The following is a 16843-nucleotide window of genomic DNA, read 5'->3' on the forward strand; positions in this document are numbered from 1 at the left end:
CTTATTTTTTAAGAGGTACTGATATCAGCATAGGTCAGCGGTGGTGAGTTGCCATAAACCCCGCCCACACCACTGATTGGGTGAAACCATTGTGGCGAGGGAGCTTGCTCCCGCTCGGCCGCGAAGCGGTCGTAATCCGGCAATCGCGGTCCAACTGAATACTCGCGGTGGTTGATTTTAGGGTCGCTTCGCAACCCAGCGGGAGCAAGCTCCCTCGCCACAGCGTATTTACAACCCCACATCCCACGCAGGTTCTTCAGGAAATCTCGACACCAGAAAATCCAGCATGCTGCGCAGCGCTGCGGGCATGTGTTTGCGTGAGGTGTACACCGCGTACATGTTCATCTGCCGTGGTTCGGCGTGAGGTAGCAGGCGCACCAGTTCGCCGCTATGGATATGCACGCCGGCCTGGTAGCTGGGCAGCATCGCCACGCCGGCACCGGCCATTGCTGCGCGCAATAACGTGCTGGCTTCGTTGGCGCTGATGTTGCCCTGCACCGGCACCGAGACCTGCTCGCCGTCCTGCTCGAAATGCCAGAGGCTTTTGCCGAAGTAGGAGTGGGTCAGGCAATTGTGCTGGCTCAAGTCCTCCACCCGTTGCGGCGTCGGGTGTTCGCGCAGGTAGGCGGGGGAGGCACAGATCACCGAACGGCAGACGGTCAGCCGCCGGGCAATCAGGTTCGGGTCCAGGTCGTTGCTGGTGCGGATTGCGAGGTCAATGCGCTCGTCCACCAGGTTCACTGTTCGATCGAGCATTTGCAGGTCGATACTGACGCCGGGAAAGCGTTTGACGTACGCCGCCATGGCGTCGGCCAGTTGCGCCTGGCCGAACGAGGTGCTGACGCTGATCCGCAGCAAGCCGCGTGGCGCATCGTCCGGCTCGCTGACGGCGGCCTGCATGTCGCTCGACAGGTCGAGCATCTGCCGGCAACGCGGCAGGATCTCGGTGCCGGCGGCAGTCAGGCTGAGTTTGCGCGTGGTGCGGTGCATCAGGCGCGCTCCGACCCAGTCCTCGAGTTCGGCCAGATAGCGCGACACCACCGGGCGCGACAGGTCCAGATGATCGGCCGCGGCTGACTGGCTGCCGAGGTCGACGACGGTGACGAACACCTGCATTGCTTGAAGACGATCCATGATTTGCCCGCTTTCAGAAACAAACTATGTTCAAGCATCGCATTTTTTGTAGCGAATCAGGCAACTAAGCTCTGTCCCATCGTCAAACACGGCTTATGCACAACGGAGCAGCACCATGATCGGCTTCACTTCTCTCAAGCGCCTTTTACTCGCCACCGCCACCCTGGGCTTTACCGCTCATGCGGCCGCCGCTACTCCGGCACTGACCCTGGACGTCTACAACCCGGGCGCCGCTGCGATTTTCCCGGTGACCTCGGTACTGGTCAGCGGCGAGAAAGAAGCGATTCTGGTGGACGCGCAATTCGGCAAATCCCAGGCCGAACAGGTGGTGGAAAAAATCCGCGCCAGCGGCAAACAACTGACCACCATCTACATCAGCCACGGTGACCCGGATTACTACTTCGGCCTGGACACCCTCACCGCCGCGTTCCCGAAAGCCAAAGTGCTCGCCTCGCAGCCGACGGTTGATCACATCAAGGCCACCGTTGAAGGCAAAGTAGCGTTCTGGGGACCGAAATTGGCTGCCGATGCACCGGCAAAAACCATCGTACCGGCTGTGCTCAAGGGCCATAGCTTGACCCTGGAAGGCAAGAAGCTCGACATCATTGGCCTGGACGGCAAGCAACCGGACCGGACCTTTGTCTGGATCCCGTCGATCAAAGCCGTGGTGGGGGGTGTGGTCGTCGCGGAAAACATCCACGTATGGATGGCCGATACTCAAACCGTGCAGTCCCATGCCGATTGGTTGACTACCCTGAAGACTATCGACAGCCTGAAACCGAACACCATCGTTCCGGGTCATTACCTGGGTGACAGCGCACGTTCGCTGGCCGCTGTGCACTTCACCGCCGACTACATCAAGGCATTCGACGAAGAAACCGCCAAGGCCAAAGATTCGGCTGGGTTGATCGCCGCGATGAAAAAGCATTACCCGAACCTCGGCGAAGAAAGCTCCCTTGAGCTGAGCGCCAAAGTCGCCAAAGGCGAGATGAAGTGGTAAGTCACAAAAGCCCCTTGCCACAGGTCACACCTAATCAACTGGAGCACTGTTCATGAGCAAGATCGCAATCATTGGCGCCACCGGTCGTGCCGGTAGCCAACTGCTGGAAGAAGCCCTGCGTCGCGGTCACAGCGTCACTGCCATCGCCCGCGACACCTCGAAAATCAGCCCGCGTGCCGGCGTTGTCAGCAAAAATGTCGACGTTGCCGACAGCGCAGCGTTGCAAGCGGCGGTTGCAGGTGCTGATGTGGTGATCAGCGCGGCACACTTTTCGACGATCCCGGCCAGCGCGATTATCGAGCCGGTCAAAAAGGCCGGCGTGAAACGTCTGCTGGTGGTCGGTGGTGCCGGTTCGCTGTTGGTGCCGGATGGCAGCAAAGTCATCGAGTCCCCGAACTTCCCTGAAGAGTACAAGGCCGAGGCGACTGCCGGTGGTGTCTACCTCGACACCCTGCGTCAGGAAAAGGATCTGGACTGGACCTTCCTTTCACCGTCGGCGCTGTTCGTCGAAGGCGAGCGTACCGGCACCTTCCGCGTGGGCAAGGACCATCTGCTGGTGAGCGCCGAAGGCAAGAGCTGGATCACCTTCGCCGACTACGCGATTGCGATGATTGATGAAGTCGAGAAGCCAGCGCATAGCCGCCAGCGGTTTACCGTGGGCTACTAACTCCACAACTGTGGCGAGGGAGCTTGCTCCCGCTCGGCCGCGAAGCGGTCGTAATCCGGCAATCGCGTTCCATCTGAATGTTCGCGGCGGCTGATTCTAGGGTCGCTTCGCAACCCAGCGGGAGCAAGCTCCCTCGCCACAGTGAGTGATTTTCCCGATCCGGATGTTCACCGCGCCTGCGCCTGCACCACCAGCCATTCCATCAATTCACGCAACTGTGGCGACGGCCCCGGTTTCTGCGGGAACACCAGGTAATACCCCAGCCCCGTTTTAACCTTCAAATCAAAGGGCATGACCAGCCGTCCGGCACTCAGGTCATCGCCGATCAACGACCAATCCCCAATCGCCACCCCCGTCCCTTGAGACGCCACGGACATCGCCAGGTCCAGGGTTTCGAAATGCTGCCCCTTGCCGAGTGTGCTGAGGTTGACGTCCGCCGCGTTCAGCCAGGCCTTCCAGTCCCGCTGATCGCGCGTTGGATGCAGCAGCAAATGTTGACTCAGGTCTGACGGGCTGTGCAGCGGCACCGGGCCGTCGAGCAGCGGCTGCGAACAGACCGGCGTCAGTTGCTCGTCAAACAGGTGCAGCGACGCCAGTGAACTGTCTGGCGGTGCGCCGTACATGACGGCGGCGTCGAACTGCTCACGATGAAAATCCACGCCATGTTGCACCGTGGTGGTCAGTTCCACCGGCACGTCCGGGCGTTCCTTTTGCCATTGCAGCAAACGCGGCAGCAGCCAGCGCATGACACAGGTCGGCGCCTTGAGCTGCAAGGTTTCACGGTGTGCGCCCACCTGTTCCACCGCCTCATCGATCAAGCCGAACACCTGCTGAATCCGTGGCAGCCACTCAAGCCCTTCGGCCGTCAGGCTCAAACCGCGTGCCTGACGGTGAAACAGCGTGTAGCCCAAATGTTCTTCCAGCCCGGCGATCTGCCGGCTCACCGCGCCCTGAGTGATGTGCAGCTGCTCGGCCGCCCGGGTGAAATTGCAGCACTGGGCCGTGATCAGGAACGTGTGCAACGCGGGAAGGGGGGGAAGTCGTTTCATGGGACGCCAAGGCATGAGGTGAGGACATGGCGAGTATGACTTTTTATCGATTGTTGCGGCTACCCGCTGACCGTTCCAATAACGCCATGACTGAGCACCGCGGCGCGCTTTCAAATGCCGCGCGGGGCCAGCGTCTCAACGAACAAGAAGGGCAAAGATATGGCGACGTGCGGCGAAGTATTGGTCAAGTTACTCGAAGGTTACGGGGTCGAGCAGGTGTTCGGCATCCCCGGCGTGCATACCGTTGAGCTGTATCGCGGGCTGGCCCGTTCGAGCATCAACCACGTTACGCCGCGTCACGAGCAGGGTGCTGGCTTCATGGCCGACGGTTATGCACGCACCAGCGGCAAACCGGGTGTGTGCTTCATCATCACCGGCCCCGGCATGACCAACATCACCACGGCGATGGGCCAGGCCTACGCTGATTCGATCCCGATGCTGGTGATTTCCAGCGTGCAATCGCGCAGCCAGTTGGGCGGTGGGCGCGGCAAGTTGCATGAGCTGCCGAACCAGGGCGCGCTGGTGGCCGGCGTTGCAGCGTTCTCCCATACGCTGATGTCCGCTGCCGAACTGCCGGGTGTGCTGGCCCGTGCCTTTGCCTTGTTCCAGGCTGGCCGGCCGCGTCCGGTGCACATCGAAATTCCGCTCGACGTGCTGGTCGAAGACGCCGATGCCTTGCTCGCCAGCCAACCGGTGAGCATCACTCGCGCCGGTGCAGCGCCGTCGGCCGTGGCGCAGATGAGCGAACTGCTGGCCAACGCCAAACGTCCGTTGATCCTCGCCGGTGGCGGTTCGATCGATGCAGCCGCCGAGTTGACCCGGCTCGCCGAATTACTCGATGCACCGGTGGCGCTGACCATCAATGCCAAGGGCATGCTGCCGTCGACTCACCCGTTGCTCATTGGTTCGACCCAAACGCTGGTGGCCACCCGTGCCCTGGTGGCTGACGCCGATGTGGTCCTGGCCATCGGCACTGAACTGGCCGAGACCGACTACGACGTGACCTTTGCCGGTGGCTTTGAAATTCCGGGCACTTTGCTGCGGGTCGACATCGACCCGGACCAGACCGTGCGCAACTATCCGCCGAAGGTGGCGCTGGTCTCCGATGCACAAAGCGCGGCCCAGGCCTTGCTCGACGGTGTGGCCAAACATTCGCTGGCCGAGCGTTGCAGCGACTGGGGCCAGGCTCGCGCCGCCAGCTTGCGTGCCGAGCTTGAAACCCTCTGGGACGCGCCAACCCGTGCGCAGACGCTGTTCCTGCACACCGTGCAGGATGAGTTGCCGGAAGCGGTATTCGTCGGCGACTCGACCCAACCGGTGTACACCGGCAACCTGACGTTCAACCCGGAGCGTCCGCGTCGCTGGTTCAACTCGTCGACCGGTTACGGCACCCTCGGCTATGCCTTGCCGGCGGCTATCGGCGCGTGGCTCGGCGGTGGTCAGGAACGCAACAGTCGTCCAGCGGTGGTGTGCCTGATCGGCGACGGCGGCCTGCAATTCACCTTGCCGGAACTGGCCAGCGCGGTGGAAGCACGCACCCCGGTCATCGTCCTGCTGTGGAATAACCAGGGCTACGAAGAGATCAAGAAGTACATGGTCAACCGCGACATCGAACCGGTTGGCGTGGACATCTACACCCCGGATTTTATCGCCGTGGCCAAAGGCCTGGGCTGTGCGGCACACGCCGTCAGCGGCGTTGAAGAACTGCGCGCGGCATTGCGTGCGGCCACTGATCGCCAGGGCCCGACCCTGATCGAAATCGATCAGGCCCAGTGGATGAAGGCGGTGTCGGCATGAGCTTTCCAATCATCCAGGATGGTTTGTACATCGATGGCCAATGGTCGGCCGGCGACGAGCACTTGCGGGTCATCAATCCGGCGACCGAAGCGCTGTTGACCACCGTCAAGGGAGGCGATCAGCGTGCGGTTGATCAAGCGGTCACAGCGGCCAGTGCGGCGTTTGTGCAGTGGTCGAAAACCACTGGTGCCGAACGCGGCGCGGTGCTGCGCAAGATCGCCAATGGAGTGCAGGCCCGCCGCGAGCGCTTGATGTATTTGCAGTCGAGCAACAACGGCAAGCCACAGTTCGAAGCGGGCATCGACGTCGATGACGTGATTGCCACGTTCGAGTATTACGCAGGTCTGGCCGAAGCGCTTGACGCCGGCCAGGACCGCGTCGTGGAACTGCCGAGCGAAGACTTCGCCGCCCGTGTGCGCCGTGAAGCGTGCGGTGTGGTCGGGTTGATCGTGCCGTGGAACTTCCCGATGGTCACCACCGCCTGGAAGCTCGCGCCAGCCTTGGCGGCGGGCTGCTGCGTGGTGCTCAAGCCTTCGGAAGTCACGCCACTGCCGGAGCTGGAGCTGGCGGCAATCATCGCCGAGAGCGGCTTGCCCAACGGTGTGTTCAACCTGGTCTGCGGTACGGGGCTGGCGGTCGGTGCGCCGCTGTCGGCCGATCCGCGGGTGGCAAAAATTTCCTTCACCGGCAGCAACGCGGTGGGCGTTCAGGTCATGCAGCGTGCGGCGGAAACCGTCAAGGGCGTGAGCCTGGAGCTGGGTGGCAAATCCTCGCTGCTGGTGCTGGCGGATGCCGATCTCGACCTGGCCGTCGAGCTGGCCTGTGGCGGTGGTTTCTTCAATGCCGGGCAGATGTGTTCGGCCACCAGCCGGGTGTTGGTCGCCGATGAACTGGCGGACGATTTCCTGCTGCGTCTGACGGCGCGGGCCGAGGCGATTCGCGTGGCTGACCCGTTTGACCCCGAGGTTGAAATGGGCGCGTTGGTCAATCAGGCGCAATACCAGCGCGTGCTGGGTCACATTGATCGCGGTTTGAGCGCGGGCGCGCGGTTGGTCTGTGGCGGTGACCGGCCTGCCGATCTGCCGCATGGCTATTTTTTGCGGCCGACCATTTTCACCGAAGTGCCCCTCGACAGTGCGTTGTGGTGTGAAGAGATTTTTGGCCCGGTGCTCTGTGTGCGCAGTTTTGCCACGGAGCAGGAGGCGATCGAGCTGGCCAACGACAGCCAGTTTGGTCTGGTGGCCAGTGTGGTCAGCGCTGATCCAGAGACTGCCGAACGGGTCGCCAACGCCTTGCAGGCGGGGCTGGTGTGGATCAACGCGCCGCAGGTGATCTTCCCGCAGACGGCCTGGGGCGGCTACAAGCAGAGCAGTATCGGCCGCGAGTTGGGGCCGTGGGGCCTGCAGGCGTTTCAAGAAATAAAGCACGTGATTCGGGCCGTCTGACGGCACGAAAACGGCCCATGCATGCCTCGTAACGAGGCATGCGCCTGGGACATGGCACCAATGATTTTTTTTCGATTGTTGCGCGTTTTGCGTGACCTCAGGATGAACCCGCAGACCTCGCTACACCCCTTGTAATACGGGGGCTGGCAGCGGATCGAAGAGCGCGGGTGCAAGGGATGCTCCTCACTCATACCTACAACAATAAAGGGAGTCCTTCATGGGCGATCATGATCTGAACAGAAGACAATTCATCAAGACCGTCGGTGTTGCATCGGTTGCGGCGGCCGCCATGAGCATGCCGTTCATCCGCGCCAATGCCAGTGACACACGTTTTCAGGGCAAGACCCTGCGGCTGTTGACCTGGTCCGATGACACCGGGCTTGCGGCGCTGCGCAACATCGCCGCGACCTTTGAAGCCAAAACCGGCGCCAAGGTCATCGCGGACCGTACCGGCAGTACTTCGGAAATGGTCGCCAAACTGAAGGCCGGTGGTGATCGCCCGCAATACGACGTCATCACTCTGGCTGGCGTGGGCGCTGAAGGCCTGGCCGCTGCCGGGTTGCTGGAAAAGCCGGACCTGAACCGCATTCCCAACCTGATCGACGTACCGGAGAAATACCGCACCGGGGCCAACGGTCACGGCATCGGTTACCTGCTCTGGTGCAACAGCCTCGTCTACAGCACCCGCACTCAGAAAGAAGCCCCGGACAGCTACGCGGCCCTATGGGACGCGGACCTGGCGCCGAATATCTTCCTGCCGCCGCCGAACTGGACCGAGGCCATGGACCTGATCATCATCGCCGCCAAACTGGCCGGTGGTGACGAACACAATATCGAACCCGGCTTCAAGAAACTCGCCGAGCTCAAGAGCCGCGTGGTGACCCTGGGTGAAAACCCGAACCAGATCGCCGAGCTGTTCCGCACCGGCTCCCTGGACATGGGGGGGTTGTACGCTCCAGCGTTCTTCCCGAAACAGATCCGCGATCCGAACTACGGTCTGAGTGCAACCTTTGGCATGAAGGAAGGTTTCTACACCGACCTGATGCAGTCGGTCATGCCGAAGAACCGTCCGGGCGATACCGATCTGGCCTATGCGTTCATCAACCACTCACTCGACCCGTTGGTGCAGGGCAAGATGGCCGAAGACATCTACAACGGCCCGGTCAACGCCAAGGCAATCATCTCTGCGCAAGCGCGCAAGAATCCGTTCATCCTCACGCCAGAGCAGATTGCCGAGAAGGCGATCATGCACGACAACGCCTTCCTGGCGACTGTGCATGACCAATGGATTCGTCGCTACACGGAAATCTTCTCTTCCTGACGTCTGTCGCTTGGAGATCCATTGTGGCGAGGGAGCTTGCTCCCGCTCGGCTGCGCAGCAGTCGTGAACCGGTAGATGCGGTGTGTCGGATAAACACCGGTTGGCAGGTTTTGGGGTCGCTTCGCGGCCCAGCGGGAGCAAGCTCCCTCGCCACAGTTTCTCGTGCGGCTCCGGGTTTTTTTGCCTTCCATTGACGAGACCATTGCTATGGAACACCAACCTCTGACCCACCCGGTCGGCGCTGCTGTCGTGCGCCCCCGCTTCGGCGTTTCGCCGACGACGCGCGCCTGGTTATTTCTTTCGCCATCGATGCTGTTTCTCGGTGTGCTGATCGCTGCCAGCCTGCTGGTATTGCGCATGAGCGTGGGCACCAAAGGCGCAGAATGGACCGGCTTCAGCCTGGCCAGTTATGCCCAGCTGCTGGAACCGTATTACCTCAAATCCCTGATGCTGACCTTGCGCCTGGCGCTGATTAGCGCGGTGATTGCCGTGGTGCTGGCGATTCCGGTGGCGTACACCATGTCGCGCCTGACTTCTCCGTTGCTGCGCCGAGTATTTTTGGCCGCCGTGCTGTTGCCGTTGCTGGTCAACCTGTTGCTGCAAAGCTATGGCTGGCTGGTGATTTTGGGACCTGGCGGGATGCTCAATCAGGCGTTGATGGGCCTCGGTTTGATCAAGCGTCCGATCATGCTGCTGTACAACCAGAACGGCGTTTTGATGGGCCTGGTACAAACCGCTTTCCCGTTGGCCGTGCTGCCAATTGCCAGCGCCATGCGCGGCGTTGCCCGCACCTACGAGGAAGCCGCGGCGACCTTGGGCGCGAGCCGCTTGAAGGTGTTTTTCCAGGTGGTGCTGCCGATGAGCATGCCGGGAATCATCACCGGCGCGACCCTGGTATTCGCCTATAACGCCAGCAGTTTTGTGGTGCCCTTGCTGCTCGGAGGTCGGCGCGTGCCGATGCTCGCGGTGATGGTGCATGACCAGATCGCCCCGCTGATGAATTGGCCAGCCGCCTCCGCTGCGGGTGTGGTGCTGATCGTCACCACGCTGGCCATCATGACCTTGTCCGAATACATCACTGGCCGTCGTCGGCGCATGCTGGAGGCTTCGCAATGAGCACGTTGATCAAGAAGCGCCTGACGCTGTTGCCAGGCGATACCGGTAAATTTGCCGGGATCCTTTCAGGTGTCATCCTGTTTCTGGCGGTGTTGCCGATCCTGACCATGATTGTCATGTCGTTCAGTGGCTCTTCGAACCTCGACTTTCCGCCCAGCAGTTACAGCCTGCAATGGTACAAGGCTGCCTGGCACACCTTCGTGTCCCCGGACGCCAGTGATGTGCTGAGCCTGGGCAAAGCCATGAGCACCAGCCTGATGGTGTCGTTCATGGCGATGATCTTCGCGACCCTCGTTGCGGTGCCGGCGGCTTATGCGCTGACCCGCCTGGAGTTTCGTGGCAAAGCCGTGGCACTGCAATTGATGTCGTTGCCGTTGGTGTTTCCGATGGTGGTACTGGGTCTGGCATTGTTGCTGGTGTTCGATAGCCTGCCGTTCCAGATGACGGTTTCGCGACTGGTGATTGCCCACGTGATTCTGGCCTTGCCGTTTGTGGTGAAAAACTGCACCGCGGCGATGCTGTCCATCGGCAGTGAAGTCGAAGAGGCCGCGCAAATGCTCGGCGCTTCGCCGACGCGGGCGATTGTCGATGTGGTGGTGCCGTTGATGAAGTCGGGGATCCTGGCCGGGATGCTGCTGGCGTTCATTGTCTCGTTCAACGAGTTCACCGTGACTTACTTCCTCTACACCATCGATGTCATGACCGTGCCGATCTGGATGTTCAGCCGCACCGTGTCGTCGCTGGACCCAACCGTATTCTCGTTTGCCGTGCTGATCGTGCTGATCGACTTCGTCCTCATTTGGGCGTTGGAGAAGCTGGTCGGTGAAGGTGGCGTTTCCTTTTGATTTGAGGTGAGCAACATGACTGGTTTGATTCTGGAAAACGTCGAGAAACGTTACGGCACAGCGTGCGCGGTCAAGGACGTCAATCTGCACCTGCCTGAGGGCAAGCTGGTGTGTTTTCTCGGCCCTTCGGGCTGTGGCAAAACCACCTTGCTGCGGATGATCGCCGGCCTGGAAACCCTTTCCAGCGGCGAGATTCGTCTGGGCGGTGAAGACATCGGCAACACACCGGCGCACCTGCGCAACTTCGGCATGGTGTTTCAGTCGCTGGCGCTGTTCCCGCACATGACGGTTGGCGAGAACATCGCCTATCCGCTGAAACTGCGTGGCGTGAGCAAGGTCGATCAGCAGGCGCGGGTCACTGAATTGCTGCAACTGATTCAGCTGCAAGAGATGGTTGATCGTCCGGTCTCGAAACTCTCCGGTGGTCAGCGTCAGCGCGTGGCGATTGCCCGGGCGATTGCCTCGCACCCGAAAATCCTCCTGCTCGACGAACCGCTGTCGGCCCTGGACGCCAAGCTGCGCGAATCGATGCAAGTGGAGATTCGCCAGCTTCAGCAACGCCTGAACATCACCACCATCATGGTCACCCACGACCAGCGCGAAGCCATGACCATGGCCGATATCGTGGTGGTGCTGGGGCAGAATCGGGTGCAGCAGGTCGGCACGCCGATCGAGATCTACCGGCATCCGGCCAACGAATTCGTCGCCGACTTTATCGGCTCGGGGAACATTTTCCCGGCCACGGCGCTGGGCGATGGCAAAGTCGGTTTGCCCGGTGGCGATGCGCTTCAGGTGCCGATTTGCAGCAGCATCGTGGTGGGCGAAAAGGTCAAAATGCTGGTGCGTCCGGAAGACCTTCAACTGTCGCACCCACAGGCAACCGCCGGTAATCGCTTGCTGGGCAGGGTGACGTTCGTGCGCGATATCGGCGCGACCATTGAGACCACGGTCGAGTGTTCCGGGGTGTCGCTGACTGCGTTGAGCACGCCATGCCAGGGCATCGGCCTGAGCATCGGCAACCCGGTGTCAGTGACCATTCCATCCGAAGCCTGCCGCGTGCTCGGCGCCTAAGTTACGACGCCGATCACTGTGGCGAGGGAGCTTGCTCCCGCCGGCCGGTCCGCGCTCGGGCGAAGCAGTCGTAACCCAGCAAACGAGTTCTGCCTGACAGAACCCGATTGCTGATGTTGGGCCCGCTGCGCGGGCCAGCGGGAGCAAGCTCCCTCGCCACAATAAGCATTCTGCAACCGCTTCAAACACTCATCCGCAACCGCGCCAAATCCCGCAACGGCGGTGCGCCAAACAGTCGGCTGTATTCGCGGCTGAACTGCGAGGGGCTTTCATAGCCCACGCGGTAGCCCGCCGCCGAGGCGTCGATACCCTCGGCGAGCATCAAGCGCCGCGCTTCTTGCAGGCGCAGTTGCTTCTGATACTGCAGTGGACTCATCGCCGTCATCGCCTTGAAGCGATGGTGCAGGGTCGACACACTCAGGTTCACTTCCTTGGCCAACTCATCAATGCGCAACGGCTGCTCGTAGTTGCCGTTGAGCCATTTGATCGCCTGACCGATGCGATGGCTCTGGCTGTTGGCGACGGCGATTTCATACAGTCGATGGCCCTGTGGGCTGCGCAACAAGCGATAGAGAATCTCCCGACGAATCAGCGGCGCGAGCATGGCGATGTCCTTCGGGGTGTCGAGCAAGCGCGCCAGGCGCAGCACGGCATCAAGCATCGGCTGATCCAGTTGTTCGACATACAGGCCACGTCCGGCAGGACGGGTGGGCACGCCGAGGGGGCCTGCGTCGGCTATCAATGCGGTGATTTGCGCCGGGTCGATATCCAGGCGCAAGGCCAGGATCGGTTCTTGCGGCGAGACATCGACCACCCGTCCGCTGAGCGGCATCGAGACCGAGACCACCAGATAGTTGAGCGGGTCGTAGTTGAAGACTTCGTCGGCCAGCCGGACTTCCTTGCGCCCTTGGGCCATGATGCACAGTGCCGGTTGCGCGAGCACCGGGGCGAAGTCGTGGGACTGGCTATGCCGCGACAAAAACAACGAACCGATGGCGGTCGCGTAGCTGCCATCCTCGCCGGTATTACGACGAATGATTGCCGAGAGCTCCACACGCTGTTTTTCCATGTTGGCATCCAGCGGGGCGTGAGTGGAATCCAGAGATGGCATGCAAAACATCCTCGGCAAGGAGATGGGATGAGCACAGCTTAAGTTTGTGCAAGTCCAGGTGGTAGGCAAATCCTGCGCAAAACTTGCCTGATCCTGCTGTGTGGTCGGATTCAGCGTAGAGAACGTGAACAGAACGCTGGAAAACTTGCTTGAAAGCCCTTTGTCACATTCCAGGATCGGATCTTGCCGTGGCACGGCGATAACTTTGTTTGTGTGCAGGATTGTGCAACAAGCCGGCAGGAATCGACTAACGGGTCTAGCGCCTGTCGCTTAATCTCTGTCCCTGTCGCAGCTTCTCTCAGGCTGCCGATCGTCTACATCAGGGAGAGTCGAACATGTCCACGCAGATCCCCGTCAGCCATATGGCTTTTATCCGTGCCCGCGCAGGCCGCTCTATGGAGTTGGGCGCGCGTTTGAGCAGCCTGATCGAACCGTCGCGCCAGGCCAGCGGTTGCCTGCACTTTGCCTTGCAGCATTCGTTGTGCGATCCCGAACTGTGGCTGGTGTCCGGTTTTTGGGTCGACCAGCAGGCCATGACCGCCTATTTCGGCACCCCGGCCATGCAGATATTTGCCGAGCTGGTGCAAGAGTTGGTGGTCAATAGCCTGGATTTCCACACCTTCAGTGAAGTGTCGGCAGCTCAGGCTCGCGGCGAATATCCGCAGTTGAACAGTGCGTCATTACACCAGTTGGCCAGTTGACGGTTTAGAATGGCCGACTTTCCATTGGCCAGGATCCGCGACATGGCACGTAAAGAGTTTGCACAGTTCGAAGCAGTTTCCGCCGTAGTACCAGGTGAAGGAGGCTACAGCGCCGCCATCGCCGTCAAAGCCCTGGGTGGCTCAGGCGCCCCGCGTTTTCACAAAATCCTCGATGAACAGACATTCAAGACCGCCTTCGAAGCCGATCAGGCTGCCGAGCAGAAGCTTGAGCAGTTGACCGACGTCGCTGAAGACGGCGAACTGGTCTGGTAACGATTTACCGGGTCGCCCCCGGGCGGAACATCTTGAACAAGGCCTCAGGTCCCAACTGAAAGTAGTCCGCCGGCCCGCCGCCGCGCAGAATCGGTTCTGCCGCGGCGGTGTCGTACACCCCGTCCTTGAGCAGCCACTTGGCGATATGCACGGCGACCACTTCGCCGAGGATCAGCCAGCTCGGCACCACTTCTTTATCAGCACGTTGCAACTGAATGATCTGCGTGACCTTGCATTCGAAGGACACCGGGCTTTCGGCGACCCGTGGCACCTGAATGATTTTCGACGCTGCCGGCGTCAGCCCGGCCAGTTCGAATTCGTTGACGTCGGCCGGGACCGCCGCGCAACTCTGGTTCATCTGCTCGGCCAGCGGACGAGTGGCCAGGTTCCAGGCGAATTCGCCGGTCTGCTCGATGTTGTTCAGGCTGTCTTTACGGCCGATGCTCGAGAACCCGATGATCGGCGGAATGTAGTTGAACGCATTGAAAAAGCTGTACGGCGCCAGGTTCAGCTGACCTTCGGCATCCTGTGAGGAAATCCAGCCGATAGGCCGCGGGCCGACGATGGCGTTGAACGGGTCGTGGGGCAGGCCATGGCCCAAGGCAGGTTCGTAGTAGTGAATATCATCAGACATGGCGGGCTCTTGCGCAGACGTAAAAGTGAAGGTTGCCATAGTGCAAGTCATCGACGGTGAATGCCACTCCCGGATCATCGGGTTTTTCGCTGTACCAGAAATCGGCATAGGGGACGGCCTTCATAGGCCGCTCCCCTGCCACACCACCCGGCATGCGGGTCCGCACCGGGCGGTTCGAGAGATTGAGGTTATGAGAAACGCACTAATCCCAGCCTGTCGAACCACGCAGTATTAAGCACGCGATTCAGGTCAAGACGACTGTTATGCCACCAGCGGCAGGTGTTTCCTGCCACCTTCTGCGCCACCTGGTTATTCGCGCCAAGTGCTCGCAGCTCACGATACGTCGTCGTTCCGCGCTTCCATTGTTTAAGCTGGATCGCTCGCAACCGGTGTCGTATCCATTCGTCCAGCGCACGCCAGACGGCTGGGGTTTGCGACAACCCAAAGTAAGCTTTCCATCCCAAAATGTAAGGTTGTAGGTCATCGACAATCTGCTGCAAGCTACGGCCACACGAGCGTCGGGTGTACCAGCGTATTCGTTGCTTGAACTGCTTCTGCGCTTTATAGGATGCGGCACGCTTGACTTCGCCGCGGGCTGACCACAACTCATAGCCCAGAAACTTGCGACCAAACGCGCTCGTCACTGCACTCTTGCTCTCGTTGACGCTCAAGTGCAGCTTTTCGTACAGCTGCCTCAGCAGGGCCATTACCCGCTGCCCCGCCTTCTGACTGCGAACATAAACGTTCGCATCATCGGCATAGCGCACAAAACAATGTCCCCTGCGCTCAAGCTCTCGGTCCACTTCGTCCAGCAGCACATTCGCCAGCAACGGCGACAGCGGGCCGCCTTGCGGCGCCCCGCAGCGGCTTTTCTCGACCACTCCATTGATCAGCGTTCCCGCATCCAGATAGGCACGAATCAGCCGGATAACCGCCTGATCCGTGGTCCGTTTGCGCAAACGATCCATCAAGATGTCGTGATCGACCCGGTCGAAGAACTTCTCCAGATCAACATCCACCACCACTTTACGTCCTGAAGAAACATGGCGCTGAGCCGCTAAAACGGCGCCCTGCGCACAGCGTCCCGGACGAAAGCCGTAGCTGTGTTCACTGAAAGTCGGATCGAGTAATGGCTGCAAGACTTGCAGCAGCGCTTGTTGGATCAAACGGTCGGTGACCGTTGGGATACCCAGCTCGCGTTGACCGCCGTCAGGTTTGGGAATGGCTACACGCCGTACCGGACTGGGCCGGTAGACACCTGATAGAAGCTGTTCACGAATCGCCGCCCATTGGGTCAGCAGGTACTCGGCCGTCTGATCAATATCCAGACCGTCGACTCCCGCTGCACCTTTGTTGGCCTTGACCCGTTTCCACGCCCGCTTCAGGTTTTCTCTCGCAAAGGCCCGTTCCAGCAGCCCTTGCCCTGCGTTGTCGGATTCATCTTGCGGGCGATTGACCTCGTCGCTGACGGGACTTCTCACGGCTTCACCGCTCGCAGTCTCCATCCGCCCCGCGTTTGGCAGGCATCTGACTTCCGGTCTTTCGTATCAACATGGCCTATAACGCTTTCTCTCGTTCGGCCCTTCGTCAAAAAAAAAGACTACTACGGCCTCTGCTGACTTCTCGCTCCGGCTGGCACCGTCGCCCTTTCAGGCATAAGGCGAGATCTCCCCAGGTAAGAACGCAATCCTTCACCACACAACCGCCGGATTTACACAGCCTGATCCTTGACCACAAGAGCTTCGCGGTTTTGTGCCCGCTCGCCCTGATCGGCCGCGCCTTTTATCCGGTTCTTGTACATCGGCTCATGGCTTCGATTCACGCTTCCTCCCCACACTCGGTCACCCTCATGCAGTTGCGCTTCACTTCGTTCGCTGTGGTCAGCTTACGGCGGGACTTTCACCCACAAGATTGCGCCCATGCTGGGCGCACACAACTAAGCCCGGCCGAAGCCGGGCTGTGAAGTCTGCCCAAGGTGTTAGCCGATAGCGGCGGCAGTACCGGTGCGATCAAAACCATCGGCGGCGATAGCGTCGGCGGTGCCGGTGTGATCAAAGCCGTCGGACGCGACCTTGGCCGAGCCAGTGCGATCGAAGCCGTCAGCGGCGACTTTGGCCGAGCCAGTGCGATCGAAGCCGTCAGCAGCCACAGCGGCAGAACGTTCAGCGGTGAAAGCGCCAGAACCGGTGCGGTCATAACCGTCGGCGGCGAAGGTGTTGGCGGCCAGTACGGAGAGGGTCAGAGCGAAGATCAGTTTGGTTTTCATGATGTGTACTCCAGGTGTGTTTGCGTGTTGTGCGTTGGGTATGGAGTTCATACTACGCACATAAAATTGATTAAAAAGCGCAAATAAATGCTAAAAACAATCGATTAAATAGATGTTAAGGCCGTGGCAGAGTATTTCCAGACACTGCTTCGAGGCCTGCATTGTGTATACGTACGAGATGTCGATATGGATTCAAGCGGCGACAGAACCAGAGTGTCGGCAGGGCATTAACGGATCGTTATCGGTTCGTCGCGGGTTTTGGGGGGGGGGATTGGTGGTGTGCAGAACACGTACGCGAGTCGTGGGGCTGCTGAGTTGTCTTGATCGGCTCGGGACCTAGTAATGGCCATCGCGAGCAGGCTCGCTCCCACACTGACCGAGTCAGACACAGATTTTATGTCTGACATCGATCT

Annotated in this window: 17 protein-coding genes; 10 read left to right on the forward strand and 7 right to left on the reverse strand. The window is 60.3% G+C overall.

What is annotated here, in order from left to right; all coding sequences use genetic code 11:
• Nucleotides 1-228: 228 nt before the first annotated feature.
• Entirely contained in the window at nucleotides 229-1134 is a 906-nt protein-coding gene (locus HK44_RS21465; RefSeq protein ID WP_019693316.1) for a LysR family transcriptional regulator, read from the reverse strand.
• Nucleotides 1135-1249: 115 nt separating this feature from the next.
• On the opposite strand from HK44_RS21465, the gene HK44_RS21470 reads away from it, so the two are divergent.
• Together HK44_RS21470 and HK44_RS21475 are read left to right on the forward strand one after the other, a co-directional pair.
• Nucleotides 1250-2134: an MBL fold metallo-hydrolase gene (locus HK44_RS21470; protein WP_019693315.1), complete on the forward strand. Its 885-nt coding sequence runs from the start codon at nucleotides 1250-1252 to the stop codon at nucleotides 2132-2134.
• A 52-nt stretch (nucleotides 2135-2186) separates the two neighbouring features.
• Complete coding sequence (locus HK44_RS21475; protein ID WP_019693314.1) at nucleotides 2187-2801, forward strand: NAD(P)-dependent oxidoreductase; 615 nt, start codon at nucleotides 2187-2189, stop codon at nucleotides 2799-2801.
• Between the two features lie 167 nt (nucleotides 2802-2968).
• On the opposite strand, the gene HK44_RS21480 is transcribed toward HK44_RS21475, so the two are convergent.
• Complete coding sequence (locus HK44_RS21480; RefSeq protein ID WP_019693313.1) at nucleotides 2969-3850, reverse strand: LysR substrate-binding domain-containing protein; 882 nt, start codon at nucleotides 3848-3850, stop codon at nucleotides 2969-2971.
• Between the two features lie 159 nt (nucleotides 3851-4009).
• Here HK44_RS21480 and HK44_RS21485 point away from each other — a divergent pair, with 159 nt between their 5' ends.
• The 6 genes from HK44_RS21485 to HK44_RS21510 all read left to right on the forward strand — a co-directional run bounded on the left by HK44_RS21485 (nucleotide 4010) and on the right by HK44_RS21510 (nucleotide 11445).
• The gene (locus HK44_RS21485; protein ID WP_019693312.1) at nucleotides 4010-5647 is read left to right on the forward strand and encodes a 5-guanidino-2-oxopentanoate decarboxylase; all 1638 of its coding nucleotides are present in this window, start codon (nucleotides 4010-4012) and stop codon (nucleotides 5645-5647) included.
• The gene (locus HK44_RS21490; RefSeq protein WP_019693311.1) at nucleotides 5644-7092 is read left to right on the forward strand and encodes an aldehyde dehydrogenase family protein; all 1449 of its coding nucleotides are present in this window, start codon (nucleotides 5644-5646) and stop codon (nucleotides 7090-7092) included. The genes HK44_RS21485 and HK44_RS21490 overlap by 4 nt, the downstream gene beginning before the upstream one ends.
• 217 nt (nucleotides 7093-7309) lie before the next feature.
• On the forward strand, nucleotides 7310-8413 hold the full coding sequence (locus tag HK44_RS21495; RefSeq protein ID WP_019693310.1) for an ABC transporter substrate-binding protein: 1104 nt from the start codon (nucleotides 7310-7312) through the stop codon (nucleotides 8411-8413).
• A gap of 207 nt (nucleotides 8414-8620) precedes the next feature.
• On the forward strand, nucleotides 8621-9529 hold the full coding sequence (locus tag HK44_RS21500; RefSeq protein WP_019693309.1) for an ABC transporter permease: 909 nt from the start codon (nucleotides 8621-8623) through the stop codon (nucleotides 9527-9529).
• Nucleotides 9526-10374, forward strand: a complete 849-nt coding sequence (locus tag HK44_RS21505) for an ABC transporter permease (protein WP_019693308.1) — start codon at nucleotides 9526-9528, stop codon at nucleotides 10372-10374. Before HK44_RS21500 ends, HK44_RS21505 begins: the two co-directional genes overlap by 4 nt.
• Nucleotides 10375-10389: 15 nt before the next feature.
• Entirely contained in the window at nucleotides 10390-11445 is a 1056-nt protein-coding gene (locus HK44_RS21510) for an ABC transporter ATP-binding protein (protein ID WP_019693307.1), read from the forward strand.
• Nucleotides 11446-11626: 181 nt separating this feature from the next.
• On the opposite strand, the gene HK44_RS21515 is transcribed toward HK44_RS21510, so the two are convergent.
• Complete coding sequence (locus HK44_RS21515; RefSeq protein ID WP_019693306.1) at nucleotides 11627-12556, reverse strand: AraC family transcriptional regulator; 930 nt, start codon at nucleotides 12554-12556, stop codon at nucleotides 11627-11629.
• Nucleotides 12557-12891: 335 nt separating this feature from the next.
• On the opposite strand from HK44_RS21515, the gene HK44_RS21520 reads away from it, so the two are divergent.
• Entirely contained in the window at nucleotides 12892-13257 is a 366-nt protein-coding gene (locus HK44_RS21520; protein ID WP_019693305.1) for a putative quinol monooxygenase, read from the forward strand.
• Between the two features lie 9 nt (nucleotides 13258-13266).
• Nucleotides 13267-13530: a hypothetical protein gene (locus HK44_RS21525; protein ID WP_019693304.1), complete on the forward strand. Its 264-nt coding sequence runs from the start codon at nucleotides 13267-13269 to the stop codon at nucleotides 13528-13530.
• Nucleotides 13531-13534: 4 nt separating this feature from the next.
• Here the strand turns inward: HK44_RS21525 and HK44_RS21530 are convergent, their stop codons facing one another.
• The 4 genes from HK44_RS21530 to HK44_RS21545 form a co-directional block, all read right to left on the reverse strand.
• The gene (locus HK44_RS21530) at nucleotides 13535-14164 is read right to left on the reverse strand and encodes a flavin reductase family protein (RefSeq protein WP_019693303.1); all 630 of its coding nucleotides are present in this window, start codon (nucleotides 14162-14164) and stop codon (nucleotides 13535-13537) included.
• Nucleotides 14157-14288, reverse strand: a complete 132-nt coding sequence (locus tag HK44_RS30205; protein WP_024265117.1) for a hypothetical protein — start codon at nucleotides 14286-14288, stop codon at nucleotides 14157-14159. The genes HK44_RS21530 and HK44_RS30205 overlap by 8 nt, the downstream gene beginning before the upstream one ends.
• 64 nt (nucleotides 14289-14352) lie before the next feature.
• Entirely contained in the window at nucleotides 14353-15669 is a 1317-nt protein-coding gene (gene ltrA, locus HK44_RS21535) for a group II intron reverse transcriptase/maturase (RefSeq protein ID WP_024265118.1), read from the reverse strand.
• Between the two features lie 473 nt (nucleotides 15670-16142).
• Nucleotides 16143-16430 carry a hypothetical protein gene (locus HK44_RS21545; RefSeq protein WP_019693302.1) on the reverse strand — a complete coding sequence of 96 codons (288 nt, stop codon included), beginning with the start codon at nucleotides 16428-16430 and terminating at the stop codon, nucleotides 16143-16145.
• Nucleotides 16431-16843 lie beyond the last annotated feature (413 nt).

Source organism: Pseudomonas fluorescens HK44 (genome assembly GCF_000217955.3).
In the GTDB taxonomy this organism is placed as follows: Bacteria; Pseudomonadota; Gammaproteobacteria; order Pseudomonadales; family Pseudomonadaceae; genus Aquipseudomonas; species Aquipseudomonas fluorescens_AQ.

Bases quoted from the DNA above. Each gene is read 5' to 3' on its own strand.
- HK44_RS30205 (WP_024265117.1), bottom strand. From the start codon at position 14,288: ATGAAGGCCGTCCCCTATGCCGATTTCTGGTACAGCGAAAAACCCGAT.
- HK44_RS21545 (WP_019693302.1), bottom strand. From the start codon at position 16,430: ATGAAAACCAAACTGATCTTCGCTCTGACCCTCTCCGTACTGGCCGCC.
- HK44_RS21495 (WP_019693310.1), top strand. From the start codon at position 7,310: ATGGGCGATCATGATCTGAACAGAAGACAATTCATCAAGACCGTCGGT.
- HK44_RS21525 (WP_019693304.1), top strand. From the start codon at position 13,267: ATGGCCGACTTTCCATTGGCCAGGATCCGCGACATGGCACGTAAAGAG.
- HK44_RS21530 (WP_019693303.1), bottom strand. From the start codon at position 14,164: ATGTCTGATGATATTCACTACTACGAACCTGCCTTGGGCCATGGCCTG.
- HK44_RS21490 (WP_019693311.1), top strand. From the start codon at position 5,644: ATGAGCTTTCCAATCATCCAGGATGGTTTGTACATCGATGGCCAATGG.
- HK44_RS21470 (WP_019693315.1), top strand. From the start codon at position 1,250: ATGATCGGCTTCACTTCTCTCAAGCGCCTTTTACTCGCCACCGCCACC.
- HK44_RS21465 (WP_019693316.1), bottom strand. From the start codon at position 1,134: ATGGATCGTCTTCAAGCAATGCAGGTGTTCGTCACCGTCGTCGACCTC.
- HK44_RS21500 (WP_019693309.1), top strand. From the start codon at position 8,621: ATGGAACACCAACCTCTGACCCACCCGGTCGGCGCTGCTGTCGTGCGC.
- ltrA (WP_024265118.1), bottom strand. From the start codon at position 15,669: ATGGAGACTGCGAGCGGTGAAGCCGTGAGAAGTCCCGTCAGCGACGAG.
- HK44_RS21510 (WP_019693307.1), top strand. From the start codon at position 10,390: ATGACTGGTTTGATTCTGGAAAACGTCGAGAAACGTTACGGCACAGCG.
- HK44_RS21475 (WP_019693314.1), top strand. From the start codon at position 2,187: ATGAGCAAGATCGCAATCATTGGCGCCACCGGTCGTGCCGGTAGCCAA.
- HK44_RS21505 (WP_019693308.1), top strand. From the start codon at position 9,526: ATGAGCACGTTGATCAAGAAGCGCCTGACGCTGTTGCCAGGCGATACC.
- HK44_RS21520 (WP_019693305.1), top strand. From the start codon at position 12,892: ATGTCCACGCAGATCCCCGTCAGCCATATGGCTTTTATCCGTGCCCGC.
- HK44_RS21515 (WP_019693306.1), bottom strand. From the start codon at position 12,556: ATGCCATCTCTGGATTCCACTCACGCCCCGCTGGATGCCAACATGGAA.
- HK44_RS21480 (WP_019693313.1), bottom strand. From the start codon at position 3,850: ATGAAACGACTTCCCCCCCTTCCCGCGTTGCACACGTTCCTGATCACG.
- HK44_RS21485 (WP_019693312.1), top strand. From the start codon at position 4,010: ATGGCGACGTGCGGCGAAGTATTGGTCAAGTTACTCGAAGGTTACGGG.